This window comes from Streptomyces fuscigenes (assembly GCF_021556455.1).
GTDB classification, from domain to species: domain Bacteria; phylum Actinomycetota; class Actinomycetes; order Streptomycetales; family Streptomycetaceae; genus Streptomyces; species Streptomyces fuscigenes.
Genome location: NZ_JAKGCV010000018.1, coordinates 18,853 through 32,073, shown reverse-complemented (window position 1 = coordinate 32,073; position 13,221 = coordinate 18,853). Strand labels below are relative to the sequence as shown.

Sequence of the window (13,221 nt, the reverse complement as noted above, 5' to 3'; positions counted from 1 at the left end):
CCGGCGGTCGGCGCCGGTACCCCGGGTGCCCGCCCGGCCGCGCCGCCGTCCGCGGACGGCACCGCGAGCCCCGCGCCGGCGTCGCCGTACGTGGAACCGGGTGCCGGGGACGGCGCGCCGCACTACCGCGAGAACAACGGCTTCCGGCTCCCGGGCGCGATGTCGGCGGCCGACGAGAAGGACGCCCGGCGGGAGGCCGGCCGCATCGAGCCGGTGCTCAAGCGGCTGTGGCAGCACCGGACGTGGGACCCGGAGACGGTGCGCGCCGCGATGCTCGGCCTCGGCTACCGCGAGGAGCGCACCGACGCGCAGGGCAAGCGGTTCGCCGGAACGCTCCGCGTCGAGGCGATGCACGCGCGCTTCGTCGACGGCGCGGAGGTCACGCCCGAGGGCGCCCTCGTCGGCCTGCGAGTGCACGACGACGCCTGCGTCACCGCGTTCGTGCAGCAGACGAACTACCAGGTGTCGGTCAACGGCCCGTACCCCGAGACGGGCTGTTTCGAGCCTCCGGCGGGCCACTGACCTGATCGGGGCCTCGCGATCCGGTGACGGGCCCGGCGGGCCGGGTGAGGGACCCGGGGCCGGCGGGGCCGCCCTCCCCGCGGGCCCCGGCCGCCGGACCGGTGCCCGGGTCGGCCGCGTCGGCGGCTGCGCCGGCCGCCACCGGCGGGAGCGGTGTTGATCGGCCCGGCGCGGTCGCGCACGATGCTCCCATGCGGATCCTGATGCCCCTGCCCGACCGGGACTTCGACGTCACCGAAGTGGCCGTTCCCTGGCATGTGCTGACCTCGGCCGGCCACGACGTCGTCGTCTCGACGCAGCGCCGGGGGACCGTGCCCGCGGCCGACCCGAAGCTGCTGGACGGCGTCCTCTTCGGCAGGCTCGGGGCCCGGGAGGAACCGAAACGGCTGTACCACCGCATGGTGGCCGACCCCCGCTTCCGGGGCGGCGCGGCCTGGGAGGACCTCGTCGCCGCCGATTACGACGGCCTTCTGCTGGCGGGCGGCCACGCCACCGGAATGCGGCAGTACCTGGGCTCGCGGGTCCTGCAGTCGAAGGTGGCCGACTTCTGGCGGCTGGGCCGGCCCGTCGGGGCCATCTGCCACGGACCGCTGGTACTCGCCCGGGCCCAGGACCCGGCCACCGGGCGCAGCGTGCTCCACGGGCGCCGCACGACGTGTCTGCCCAAGTACCTGGAGAGATCGGCCCATCTGCTGACGGCCTGGCGCCTCGGGCGCTACTACCGCACGTACCCGCTGCACGTCGAGGACGAGATCCGGGCCGCCCTCGCCACGCCGTCCGACTTCCGTCGCGGGCCCCGGGTGCTGTCGCGCCGCGACACGGCCGACGATCCGGGCCCGGCGTTCGTCGTCCGGGACGGCAACTACCTCTCGGCGCGCTGGCCGGGCGACGCGCACCACTTCGCCGGGAGCTTCCTCGCCCTGCTGGAGGAGTCCTCCGCCGCCTGAGCCGGGGCCCGCCGGTCCACCGGGGGGCCGGGCCCTCGGCTGCGCCTGGGCGGCCGGCCGGTGCACGGGCAGCCGGAAGCGGGAAGCGGACGGCAGGAAGCGGACAGCCGGAAGCGGACGGCGGACGGCGGACGGCGGACGGCGAAGACGCGGGAGCGTGCGCTCAGTCGGCGGAGAAGGCGCCCGCGGCGGCCGCCAGCACCGCCGCGACGGCGGACCGCCGCGGCAGTCGCGGGTCGGGGTCGGCACGCTGGAGGACCAGGTGGTGGTAGACCGGCGCCGTGGCCGCCATCAACAGGCTCCGCGCGTCCGTGTGGCGGGCGGGGAGTTCGCCGCGCTCCACGGCGCGTTCGACGAGGATTCCGCACTGGGCGTACCGGTCGGCCCACAGCCGCGTCTGGGCCCGCGCGGCCTGCTCGGAGTGGAAGGACGCGGCCATCAGGGCGCGGGCGAGGGACGGCCGGACGAGCAGGGATTCCTGGATCTCCTCGTTGAGCGCCGTGAGGTCCCCGCTCAGGGAGCCGGTGTCCGGGGGCTGCCAGTCGATCTCGCCGGCGGCCGCGATGACGTCGGCCAGCAGTCCGCCCACGTCGCGCCAGCGCCGGTAGACCGTGGTGCGGTGGACGTTCGCGCGGGTCGCGACCCCCTCCACCGTAAGTCCCTCGTGTCCGCCCTCCGCGAGTTCGGCGCGCACCGCGTCGAGAACCTGCGCGCGGATGCGGGCAGTCCGGCCGCCCGGACGGCGGTCACGCGCGGTCGTCGCGTCTGACATCGGGACTCCCATATCCGGTTGATCGACGGGCTGGTCCGTGCCAGCATCCTAACGCAACAATTGTCGCACTAGCCGTCGCCCCCCGCCCGCTCCCCGTCCGTCCGCCCCGCCGAGAGGAACCGCCACCAGGATGCCGCCCGTTCCCGCCGACCCCACCGTCCTCCACCCCGTACCCGGCCAGCCGCGCGTCGTGCTGCTCAAGCCGCTCGTGAAGTCCCCCCTCATCGAGGTCGGCGCGTACTCGTACTACGACGACCCCGACGAACCGACCGCTTTCGAGACCCGCAACGTCCTCCACCACTACGGGCCGGAGAAGCTCGTCATCGGCGCGTTCTGCGCACTCGGGACCGGGACCCGGTTCATCATGAACGGCGCCAACCACCGTATGGACGGGCCCTCCACGTTCCCCTTCCCGGTCATGGGCGGGTCCTGGGCCGACCATGTGGACCTGATCACCGACCTGCCGGGGCGGGGCGACACGGTCGTGGGCAACGATGTGTGGTTCGGCCACGGCGCCACCGTCATGCCGGGCGTCCGCATCGGGCACGGCGCCATCGTCGCCACCGGCGCCGTCGTCACCTCCGACGTGCCCGACTACGGCGTCGTCGGCGGCAATCCCGCCCGCCTTCTGCGCACCCGCTTCGACGCGGCGACCGTCGACCGCCTGCTCGCCGTGGCCTGGTGGGACTGGCCCGCGGAGCACATCACCACGCATGTGCGCACCATCATGGCGGGCTCCGTCGGCGAGCTGGAGGCGGCCGCCGCCCTCATCGGCCGGTCCTGACGGCGCCTCCCCCGTCCCACCTCCGCAGCGTCCCGTCACGCCGTTCCGCCCCCACCCGGGAAATGAGTGATCGACCGTGCCCCAGCAGCGTCAGCGTGCCCACATCGCGATGGTCGGTGTGCCCATCGTCAGCCACGTACTGCCCGGCCTCGCGGTCGTCCGCGAGCTGGTGGCCCGGGGCCACCGCGTCAGCTACGCCAACGACCCCTCGGTGGCGGGCCTGATCGAGCCGAGCGGTGCGGAACTGGTGCCCTGCACCTCCACCCTGCCCTTCGCCGACAACAACTGGCCCACCGATCCGATCGCCGCGGCGAGCCTCTTCCTCGACGACGCGGTCCAGGCCCTCCCCCAACTGCGCGCCGCCTACGACGGCGACCCGCCGGACCTCTACCTCTACGACATCGGCGCCTACGCCGCCCGGGCCCTCGCCGAAAGCCAGGGCCGCCCCCTGGTGCAGCTGTCCCCGACGTTCGTCGGCTGGGACGGTTACGCGGAGGACGTCGCGGCGCACATGTGGAAACTGCCCGGCGCCGACGCGTACCGGGAGCGCTTCGCGCGGTGGCTCGCCGGCTGCGGGGCCGCCACCACGGACGTGGACGCCTTCTCCGGGCCGCCCGCCAGGGCCCTCGCCCTGATCCCGGAAGCGATGCAGCCGCACGCCGACCGGGTCGACACCGACAGGGTGACCTTCGTCGGACCCTGCTACGACGCCCCCGCGGACCGGGCCGGCTGGGTCCGGCCGCCCGGCGCCGACCGGGTGCTGCTGGTCTCACTGGGTTCCGCGTACACACGCCGACCGGAGTTCTACCGCCGGTGCGTCGCAGCCTTCGGCGGCCGGCCCGGCTGGCACGTGGTCCTCCAGATCGGCAAGTACACCGACCCGGGCGAACTCGGCACCGTCCCGCCCAATGTCGAGGTGCGCTCCTGGGTCCCGCAGCGTGCCGTCCTGGAACAGGCCGACGCCTTCGTCACCCACGCCGGGATGGGCGGCTGCGGCGAGGGTCTCCTGGCGGGCGTACCCATGATCGCCGTGCCGCAGGGCGCCGAGCAGTTCATGAACGCCGACCGGCTCGTGGAGCTCGGTGTCGCCCGCCGGGTGGACACCGCCGACGCCACGGCGGAAACCCTGCGTGCGGCACTGGACGCCCTGCTCGGTGACCCTGAACGCATCGCGCGTTCACGGCGGTTGCAGGCCGCCTGCCGGGCCGAGGGCGGCACCGCCCGGGCCGCCGACCTCATCGGGAACATGCTGGGCGCCGCGGACCCCCGCTCGCTCTGAGCACCGCCGTCGCACCAGGCTGCTCCGCTCCTCCCCCGCCCCGAGCTCAAGCGGCGCCGTCGAGTACCGAGGGCGTGACGGTGTTGCCTGCGGCGCCCGTCCCCGATGAGTTCCGGACACGGGAGTGGTCCTTCGTCGCAAACGACTCCGAGGAGCGATCCGGATGGATCTGTACAGCGTCATGTGCGTGAGTGACCGGATCAGGGCACTGGAGTGGTTCGAGGTCTTCTTCGGCCGCCCGGCAGACGAGATCGTCGGCGAGGAGCACCTGTGGCGGGTCGGCGAGAACGCGTGGGTCGTCGTCGACGATCGAGCCGTGCGAGCCGAGCGGGTGGGCGGAGCGATGATCACGCTCGGCGTGGACCACCTCGACGATGTCCTGGCCCGACTCGCCGCGCACGGCATCAACCACGATCCGGTCGAGACCTACAGCAACGGCGTACGCCACGTCGTCGTGCTCGATCCCGACGGGAACAGCCTCTCGCTCGCCGAGGCCCCCACCGGGTAGGCCTCCTTCACCCCGCGCGGTGTCACTGCTCCTCCTCCACCCCGGCGACCGTGTCGGCGAGTTGCTCACCGCTCGTCCGCGCCGAGGCGACGCCTTCTCGTCATCACATGCCTCTCGCGCGAAGCCCGGTCCGGCCGCGCCGTGTCGGGCGGCGCCCGCCGTGACAGCGGGTACGCGACCGCCGCGTCCCACGCGCCCCGCCGTCGCCCTCGCCACCGGACGCGACGGGTACCGCGCCACGTTCGGCACTGTCCGAGCGCAGCCCGGTCCGTTCGGCGGCCCCGGCCGACCGAGTGGACCCGGTCGACCGGGCGGACCGGGGCTACCGGGGCTACCGGGACTACCGGGGCGTCGACTCGTTCGTCGCCGCATTCGTGGTCGCGGGGGAAAGGGGTTCAGGCCGACGGCAACTGCTCCGCGGTCGAGGAAGTGATGGAGGTCGGGCGCCCCTTGTTCGCGGCGAAGCGCTGCAGGCGCTTGCCGGGATCCGGGAACGTCGGGACGATGTGCCGCCCCCACGTGCCGTTGACGAGGCCCGCGAACGCGCCGTACATGCCGAGCGCCGCGGTGATGAAGCCGAAGACGGCACCGACCCGGATCAGCGTCGTGGACTCGGTGAACTGACCCGCGGTCAGGACGGAGACGGTGACGGTCGTGGTGAAGAAGGCCGCCATGAGCACGAGGGTCGTGCGCGCGGAGGCCAGTGTGAGCACGAAGAGGACGATCGCCCAGGGCAGGAGGAAGAATCCGGTGGCCGAGTGGACCTGCGCCTCGGGCAACGAATCCAGGACGAATTTTACATACACCACGAAACACACCCAGAAGGCGCCCAGCAGGGTGAATGCCGTCGCACCGAGCCTGCTGCCCTGCCTGAATTCGAAGAGGCCGGCGATCATCTGGACCACGCCACCGACAAAGAATTCGAGCGGAAAGGTGGCCGGAAAGATGTCCGGATCGACCCCGGCGTTGAAGAAGGCCTGGATGAGGCTCCCGAGGGCGAAGGCCAAGAGACCGAGCGGCGCGGGATCGGGGGCGGTGAGTCCGGGCGGCAGCTTCGCCTGCGCGGACGACGATGGATGCGACACAGCAGTTCCCTATCCGTTGCGACGCCGCTGCTCACGGTCGTGCCCGACTACTTGAGGACCCTAGTCCAGGTCGTGGCACTGCGCACCTCGGCGATGACGGAGCGTAATGGGCCGTGAGGCGCACGGGCGGCGGTGGCCCGTCCGGGACCGTGCCTCGCGGCTGCGTCGCCCAGGGGAACGGAGAAGCCGGTGGGCCGTGTCGTGGAGAAGCTGGACGACAGGCGTGTTGACGGGCGCTGGATCCCGTTGCGGGCGAGCGGCGAGTCGTCCGGCCCGCGACGGCGGGCGAGTCCGTCGGCGCGGACGTCGGCGAGGGACACGGGGATGAGCGTGGCGGGAGTGACCCGGCGGCGCCAGGGCGTCCGGCGCGGGCCCTCGACCGCGCGCGCCGGTGGAGCGGCCTCCGGAAGTCCGGGTGCCTGGGCGGCAGCGGCAGCGGCAGCCGCTGCCGAACGTACCGGACCCTCCGGGAAGCCTTCACGCGAGCACCACGGGCGGGACGCCCGGACATCCGCACATGCCGAATTTCCCCGTGTGCGGGATCGCGCGCAGAACTTTCACAGCGTCCGGCGTTCCGTGGAACATCACATGGCGCGCGAGACCCCTTTCTCGTCGCTCCGGCGGACGCGGGGACGGCAGCGCGCGTCTTTCGGCGCACGGCCTCCTGCTTGCGGATGACCGGCCCGGACGAAAGATCGGCCCCGTGTGAAATTAACGGATGCATTCCGTGCCCACCTGTGCACCGGAAAATGATGCGCCGGCACCCGGAGCTCCGGCGGCATTCGGGCAGTGAGGCGACTGTGCTTGTATGGGCGGCGTTCCGGTGCGGGATCACGGCGCACCGGAATTTTCCCTACGAGCGCTTCCGGAATTTTCATGCCGTGGAAGCGCCGGCTGCTCGGCGGGATGTTCTGGAATTTCACTCATCCACACACAACGAAGGAGGAGCCCCGTGCAGAACGCGATATCGGGACTTCACACCCAGGAGATCTCCGACGACGAGCTGGACGGCGTGTCCGGCGGCCTCGGCGGCCTCAGCCTCGGTGACACGGTCCAGGGCGTCGTGTCGACCGTCAACGACGTGGCGACGGTGACCGGTCCGCTCGTCAGCACGTCGAGCGTGATCACGGCCCCGGTGGGCCTGGTCTGACCGGTGGGCCGGCGGCCCGCACCCGGGAGCCCGCCTCCCGCGGTGCCGACACGTCGAGGGTTTCCGCGACGCTGTCCGGCTGATCGGTGCCGCCGACCCCCTCGGCCCCCGCTCCCGACCCGGAGCGGGGGCCGAACGCGTGTCCGTCGCGGGCGGGCGACGCGTTACCCGGGGGAGCCCTCCGGCTGACCGCCGCCGGCGCCCGCGCGGACCACGTACGTGCGTGCCACGAGATCTCCCAGGCGCTGGTGGTGGCGTGTGCACAGCATGAGCACGAGTCCGACGAGCCCGAACAGCGCCCCGTCCACCACCCAGGCCAACCAGCGCAGCAGACAGGCCGACCAGGTGGGTCGGGTGCCGTAGCGGTCGACCACGCACAGCCGCAACATGCGCATGGCGATCGTGCTCCCCCTGCGGCGCAGGAGCCACACCTCGTTGAAGAAACCACCGATCAGCGGGACACCCATGAACGGCACCAGGAGAGCGCCTGCCAGCCATCGCCCGATACCGGGCCCGCCGGGGAACACCCCGGCGCGCACCAGGAGGATCAGACCCCCGGCCGCGACGACCGACAAAGCGGCTCCCACCGCCGTGAGCAGCGCGCGGTCCAGGACGAACTGGGCACATCGCCGGCCCACGAGACGGGTGGGATCGGGGAGTTCACTCACGCGGCGAGTATGCCAGCAGCACACCTCGATGTCAGGAGGCACCGGTGTCACGGCGGGGAGCCGGCAGGCTCCCCGTGGCGGTCCGGCCGGTCGCCCGGGCCGCCGCGCCCGGCCGCGCATCCGAGCACGACGGGCGGGCCAACCCCCTGCTGGGGACATGGTGTTGTGCCGCGCGAGGAGACAGGTCCGGCCGGGAGGTGTCGTACCCCGGAAGGAGACGGCACCGGCCGGAAGAAGCCGACCGGACGCCCCGCCTGCCCCTCCGGAACGAGATCCGCCCCGGCGGGCCGTCCGCGGGGCCGGTGTCCGTGTGGGCGGAGGAATCGCGGGCACATCCGGGCTCACGACCCTCATCCGCTGCCGACCAGAAGGACCCGTCATGGCGAAGCACACTGCATGGCCGCTGGCCGCCGCTCTCACCGCCCTCATGGCGGTCTCCACTTGCGATGTGAGTGCGAAGGACGTGGGGGACGCGTCACTGCGGACCCTGGTCGCCACACTGGGGGCGGGCATGTTCAAGGAGCAGCACCACCCCATCGACGGGGAGTTGGCCTGCAGGACCGAGGGCGGGGAACCCTACCGGGTCAGCTGCACGGGCAAGGACACCGACGGCAGGCCGGTCACGCTGGTGGTCGAGGCGAAGCACAAGAAGGACGTCTCTTCCCGTCGGCGGAGCGGCGTGACGGCCGAGAGCGTCGTCGGGACCGTGGACGGCACCGTGGTGTTCAGCCGGAAGTGTCTCGGCTCGGCCTGCTGACACCCCGCCCGAGGCCGCGGGGGGACCCCAGGGCCGGGGGACGGCCGTCGGCGGTGACGGTCCCGGGCCCGCGAGCCACGAGCCGCGAGCCACGAGCCGCGAGCCGCGAGCCGCGAGCCGCGAGCCGCGAGGACCGGCTCTGCCGTCGGCGACGATCCAACCACTTCAGCGGACGAGACCTGACTCCCAGGCCCAGACGGCCAACTCGGTCCTGTTGCGCGCGCCGATCCGGCTCCGGGCACTCGTCAGCAAGGCTTTGACGCTCGGCAGTGACAGGCCCAGGTCGGAACCGATCTCCGCGTTGGTCAGGCCGCGAGCGACGGCACGAACGACGGCGAGCTCCCGCTCCGAGAGTCCGTGCCGACCGGTTCGGGAGGCCCGCGACCGCCCGGATGCGCTCCCGGCCCCCCGCAGCAGCCGCAGGGCCACCGACGGCGAGAGGAGAGCTCCGTCGCCCGCCGCGGCGCGCACCGCGTCGAGGAGGAACTGCGGCTGGGCGTCCTTGAGGACGATGCCGTGAGCGCCGGCCTCCACGGCGGCTGCGACGGTTTCGTCGTCGTCGTACGTGGTGATGACGACGACGCGCGTGGGGCACCCTTCGGCCGCGAGCAACCGCGTGGCCCTCAGCCCGTCCATCACGGGCATGCGGATGTCCACGAGAGCCACGTCGGGGCGGAGTTCGCGCACCAGCCGGACCGTCTCCACACCGTTTCCGGCTTCGCCCACCACCTCGAGATCGTGCTCCCGGGAGAGGATCATGCGAAACCCGGTGCGTACCATCGCCTGGTCGTCGGCGACGAGGACGGTCAGTGTCATGTCGGCCTTCCGGCTCGCTGTCCCAGAAAAAGAGGTCCCTCGCGCGGAGGCGGGAGGGGCAGGCGGATCGCCACGCTCCAGTGTCCTTCGCCTGCGCTGCCCGCCTCGCACGTCCCCCCGAAGGCCGTCACCCGCTCCGCCATGCCGGCCAACCCGTGCCCGGTGGCCGCGGCGGGGTCCCAAGCCGCAGGGGCGGCGACTCCGTCGTTCGTGATGTCGATCAACAAGGTGGCGCGGGCGTCGACGCGCAGGACCTGGGCCGAGACGAGGACGTCGGTGGCGTCCGGGGCGTGGCGCCGCACGTTCGTCAGCGCCTCGACGGCCACCCGCCTGACGACCGCAGCGACCGCGCGCGTGTCCTCGGGCCCCGCGTCCAGGTCGTCCGCGAGGCGCAGGCGCGCCCGGGGTTCGGAGCGCGCGGGATCCTCCAACGCGTCCCGCAGCGTGGTGAGCGCGCTGTCCGGCTCGGTGCGCAGCAGGCTCACGAGCTTGCGCATGGCGCTCAGGGCCTCTGCGCCGGCCCGCTCGATCTGTTCGTAGCCCGACGCCTCGTCCGGGCCGGAAGCACCGGTCGTGGGCGCCGGCGGGCCGGCGTGCCGCGCGGCCCGTGCGAGGACGACGATCCCGCTCACGTGGTGGGCGACCACGTCGTGCAGGTCGCGGGCCAGCGCGGCTCGTTGCGCGGCCGAGGCCGCCGCGAGGTCGGTGTCGCGGCGGCGGTCCGCGTCGCGCAGGAGCAGGCCCACGCCGACCGAAGCGCTCCACAGCGCCGCTGCCGCGACCGCCGCCCACCTGCCCGCCGTGCCCTGGGTGTTCGACAGCGCCGCCGATACGGCCGCGACACCGCACACGAGCGCGAGGACCGCGGACGGGCGGGGCCGCAGCCGACGGGCCGACGCGGCGGAGAACAGCGTGAGTGCCACCACTTCACAGGCACAGGACCGGTGGCCGAACCCGCCGAGCCACTCGGCCAGCAGGGAGACCGCGGAGCACACCAGGGACGTCCCCGCCGCCCACAGGGCGAGGCGCACGAGCCGGTCCGGGAAGCGCCGCCGCAGCAGCACGAGGAGTCCCGCGGCCGGTCCCAGCGAAGGCAGCAGCGCCGCGACCGGCTGCTGCCACCCGTGGTCCGGTCCGCCCCACGCCTGCGTGAGCAGGGCGTCCACCACGGAGGCGGCCGCCAGCACGGCGATCTCGAGGACGAGCGGCCCTCGCCGCCACAGCCCGCTCGACGGCTCCACGGCACCTCCCTCTCGCGACCGACTGCCCCTGTCCGGAGCGGGGAACCCCGCCGCGCTCCGGCTCCGGCGACCGCAGCGGGCCGGGAACCGGAGCGGGCGGGCGCGCGGGCGGCGCCGTCAGGCGCCGGAGGGGACGGCCCGGCCGGTGGAGGCCACCGGCCGGGGCCCGTGCCGGTTCGAGCCCTGCGTCCCCTCGACGGCGCACAGCACGATCAGCGCGATCGAGCCGAGGAGCGGAATCAGCAACAGCAACTGCCACCAGCCCGTGCGGTCGGTGTCGTGGAGGCGCCGGCAGCCCACGGCGAGACTCGGCAGCAGGGTCGCAAGTCCGTACACGCCGGCGGGTATCTGCGAGTGGATCGCCAGGTCCAGCACCCCGAGGACGATGCCCACCACCACGTTCACGAGGAAGAACATCCAGTACTCCCTGCGGCCGGCCCTGCCGCTGAACACCGCGTACTTCCTGAAAGCCTCGACGTACCAGTGCATCGGGCAGCCTCCGTCTCGTCGTCACGTGCGCGCCTGGCGCACACTCACCGGGAACCGGCCGCCCGCCGGCGACCGCAACGATCTGTCGGTGCCCCCGAAACCCGGCGGAAAACGGCCGGGGTTGAGGATGCCGCTGCCGGGATCGCCATTTCATCCCCGGGGCGGTCCGGCGGGCCGCCCCACCGGTCTTTCGGCCCCCACGTGTCACACCTGAGGAGGACGCCCACGCACGGCCCGGCCATCACGGCCGGCAGCGCCGCCCACGGGGGCGATGCGGGCCCCACGCGCCCGTCCGGCGCGCCTCCACGGGGCGGTGCGATCCCGTGGCCCGTCGGAGCGCTCGGTACGGCAGCACAGGCGAGCGGAGGAACGTCGAATCCAAATGCCCTGCCCCTCCGGCACGTTGGACGGACGTTTCGGCGTGAACTTTCGCGGCGGGGCCCGCATCCCATACCGATGTGGACGCATGGAAGGCCGAGAAGGGGCGAGACGCATGCGCATGACGACGACGGTCTCGGGGACGTGCGGCGCTCGTCGCGCGGGCGCCCTCGCGGGAGTGTTCCGGCTCGGCGCCCGCGGCGGGGGTGACTCAGGGGGCGGAGACCGCCTCGGGTCGCACGGAGCCGGCCGGCGCCTCCGCATCCGCCCGGCCCGGCTCGCCACCTCCGCGACGGCCCCGCGGCCAGCATGGCACTCCAGTCGCGGACCGGCGGTGCGAGCCCGGCGGGGACGGGCCCACCCCGCGCCGCGGCCGTGTGTTTCTGACGCGTTCCCGCGACGAGCCCGCCGGCCCGCCGCGGCCGACACAGGATCGGAGAGAGTTGTGACACTGTACGAGGAGCCCCTGACCCCGGCCGGCTCGGCGAAGCCCGCACAGGGCGAGACCGGGCGCATGTTCCAGATGATCACCGGCTACTGGGTGACACAAGTCGTGCGCACCGCAGCCGAGTTGCACATCGCGGACCACCTCCACGCCGGTCCGGCGACGGCGCGGGACATCGCCCGGGCCGAGTCGCTCGATCCCGCCGCGGCCTTCCGCTTCCTGCGGGCCTGCGTCGCCGTGGACCTGGCCGCGTGCCACGACGGTGAGCACTTCACCGGCACCCCCCTGCTGGAGACCCTGCGCACGGACCGTCCCGGCTCCCTGCGCGACCTCGCCCTCTGGGGTGGCATGACCTCGCACTGGCGCCCGTGGGACCGTCTCGTGGAAGCGGTCCGCTCGGGCGAGGCGCAGGCCCCCGCGGTCATGGGCAAGGACCTGTTCGCGTACTTCGCGGAACACCCCGAGGAGGGGAACCGGTTCACGGCGGCCATGTCGGCGATGACCGAGGGCGTCGCCGAGCATCTGGCAGACGTCATCGACTTCCGGGGGCACGAGCGGGTCGTGGACGTCGGCGGCGCCGCGGGCGCGTTCGTACAGAGCCTCATGGTGCGCCACCCCTCCCTGCGCGGAGCGGTACTGGACCTTCCGCGTCTCGCGGATGCCGCCGGAAGCTCCGCCGCCGCCGCGGGGGTGGCCGACCGCTTCGAATTCGTCGGGGGCGACTTCTTCGCCTCCGTCCCGGCCGCAGACGTGTACCTGTTGAAGTACGTCCTGCACGACTGGGACGACGAGTCCGCCGTGCGGATCCTCCGTACATGCCGCGAGTCCCTGCACGAAGGCGGCCGCGTCCTCGTCGCGGAACTCGTCGTCGAGACCGAGGACGCGACGGGACTGCCCCCGCTCATGGACCTGAACATGCTGACACTGTCGAGTGGCGGCCGGGAGCGCAGCCGGCCCGAGTTCGAGGCGCTCTTCCACGAGGCCGGACTGCGCCTGAAGCGTCTGACGCCGTCGGCCTCGCTGGTCTCCGTGCTGGAGACGGTGCCCGCGTGACGTCCTGCCTCGGCGGTCCGGCGGACGCCGCCCGGACCCGGACAGCTTCCGTCGGAGGGAGAGCGACACGAGGGGCCTGACGACGCCCGCACGAGGTCGGCCGTCGCCCGGAGTCCCTCTTCCTGACCTCCGCCACGAGGACTGATGGCCCCTGCCCGACCGCCTCTCTCACGCCCCGTCGACACGCTCCACGCGCGGGCCGGTCTCCGGCCCGCCCGGTCCTGTCCGCTGCCGCCGGCCCCGCCCGGCGGCAGCCGTACCCGGCGTTCACCGGGGCCGAACGCCCGTGCGGCGCCGACCGGGTGCCGACCCGGCCTCGGTGCCCGG

General features: G+C 73.4%; 14 protein-coding genes. 8 read left to right on the top strand and 6 right to left on the bottom strand.

Translation table 11 applies throughout. The features are described from left to right. Together L1885_RS04160 and L1885_RS04155 are read left to right on the top strand one after the other, a co-directional pair. Nucleotides 1–522 (top strand): hypothetical protein (locus tag L1885_RS04160; protein WP_235795590.1); only part of this gene is annotated, 522 nt, incomplete at its 5' end. 191 nt (nt 523–713) lie between these two features. Beyond that, nucleotides 714–1,469, top strand: coding sequence for a type 1 glutamine amidotransferase domain-containing protein (locus L1885_RS04155; RefSeq protein ID WP_235795589.1), 756 nt, complete (start codon nt 714–716; stop codon nt 1,467–1,469). 163 nt (nt 1,470–1,632) lie between these two features. Here the strand turns inward: L1885_RS04155 and L1885_RS04150 are convergent, their stop codons facing one another. Continuing rightward, complete coding sequence (locus L1885_RS04150) at nt 1,633–2,241, bottom strand: TetR/AcrR family transcriptional regulator (protein ID WP_235795588.1); 609 nt, start codon at nt 2,239–2,241, stop codon at nt 1,633–1,635. A 130-nt stretch (nt 2,242–2,371) separates the two neighbouring features. On the opposite strand from L1885_RS04150, the gene L1885_RS04145 reads away from it, so the two are divergent. From L1885_RS04145 to L1885_RS04135, 3 genes are all read left to right on the top strand, one after another. Continuing rightward, the gene (locus L1885_RS04145; RefSeq protein ID WP_235795587.1) at nt 2,372–3,025 is read left to right on the top strand and encodes a CatB-related O-acetyltransferase; all 654 of its coding nucleotides are present in this window, start codon (nt 2,372–2,374) and stop codon (nt 3,023–3,025) included. A gap of 109 nt (nt 3,026–3,134) precedes the next feature. Continuing rightward, complete coding sequence (locus tag L1885_RS04140) at nt 3,135–4,304, top strand: macrolide family glycosyltransferase (protein ID WP_235795591.1); 1,170 nt, start codon at nt 3,135–3,137, stop codon at nt 4,302–4,304. 163 nt (nt 4,305–4,467) lie between these two features. Further along, entirely contained in the window at nt 4,468–4,812 is a 345-nt protein-coding gene (locus tag L1885_RS04135; protein ID WP_235795586.1) for a VOC family protein, read from the top strand. A gap of 395 nt (nt 4,813–5,207) precedes the next feature. Here the strand turns inward: L1885_RS04135 and L1885_RS04130 are convergent, their stop codons facing one another. After that, entirely contained in the window at nt 5,208–5,897 is a 690-nt protein-coding gene (locus L1885_RS04130) for an acetate uptake transporter (RefSeq protein WP_235795585.1), read from the bottom strand. A gap of 952 nt (nt 5,898–6,849) precedes the next feature. Between L1885_RS04130 and L1885_RS04125 the strand changes: the two genes are divergently transcribed. After that, nucleotides 6,850–7,047, top strand: coding sequence for a type A2 lantipeptide (locus tag L1885_RS04125; RefSeq protein WP_235795584.1), 198 nt, complete (start codon nt 6,850–6,852; stop codon nt 7,045–7,047). 164 nt (nt 7,048–7,211) lie between these two features. On the opposite strand, the gene L1885_RS04120 is transcribed toward L1885_RS04125, so the two are convergent. After that, nucleotides 7,212–7,715 carry an RDD family protein gene (locus L1885_RS04120; protein WP_235795583.1) on the bottom strand — a complete coding sequence of 168 codons (504 nt, stop codon included), beginning with the start codon at nt 7,713–7,715 and terminating at the stop codon, nt 7,212–7,214. A gap of 379 nt (nt 7,716–8,094) precedes the next feature. Between L1885_RS04120 and L1885_RS04115 the strand changes: the two genes are divergently transcribed. Then, complete coding sequence (locus L1885_RS04115; protein WP_235795582.1) at nt 8,095–8,472, top strand: hypothetical protein; 378 nt, start codon at nt 8,095–8,097, stop codon at nt 8,470–8,472. A gap of 165 nt (nt 8,473–8,637) precedes the next feature. Here the strand turns inward: L1885_RS04115 and L1885_RS04110 are convergent, their stop codons facing one another. The 3 genes from L1885_RS04110 to L1885_RS04100 all read right to left on the bottom strand — a co-directional run bounded on the left by L1885_RS04110 (nt 8,638) and on the right by L1885_RS04100 (nt 11,018). Beyond that, nucleotides 8,638–9,288 carry a response regulator transcription factor gene (locus tag L1885_RS04110; protein WP_235795581.1) on the bottom strand — a complete coding sequence of 217 codons (651 nt, stop codon included), beginning with the start codon at nt 9,286–9,288 and terminating at the stop codon, nt 8,638–8,640. Then, nucleotides 9,285–10,529, bottom strand: coding sequence for a sensor histidine kinase (locus L1885_RS29095; RefSeq protein ID WP_235795580.1), 1,245 nt, complete (start codon nt 10,527–10,529; stop codon nt 9,285–9,287). Before L1885_RS29095 ends, L1885_RS04110 begins: the two co-directional genes overlap by 4 nt. Before the next feature lie 117 nt (nt 10,530–10,646). Continuing rightward, complete coding sequence (locus tag L1885_RS04100; RefSeq protein ID WP_235795579.1) at nt 10,647–11,018, bottom strand: DUF805 domain-containing protein; 372 nt, start codon at nt 11,016–11,018, stop codon at nt 10,647–10,649. Between the two features lie 823 nt (nt 11,019–11,841). On the opposite strand from L1885_RS04100, the gene L1885_RS04095 reads away from it, so the two are divergent. Then, nucleotides 11,842–12,894 carry a methyltransferase gene (locus L1885_RS04095; protein WP_235795578.1) on the top strand — a complete coding sequence of 351 codons (1,053 nt, stop codon included), beginning with the start codon at nt 11,842–11,844 and terminating at the stop codon, nt 12,892–12,894. Nucleotides 12,895–13,221 lie beyond the last annotated feature (327 nt).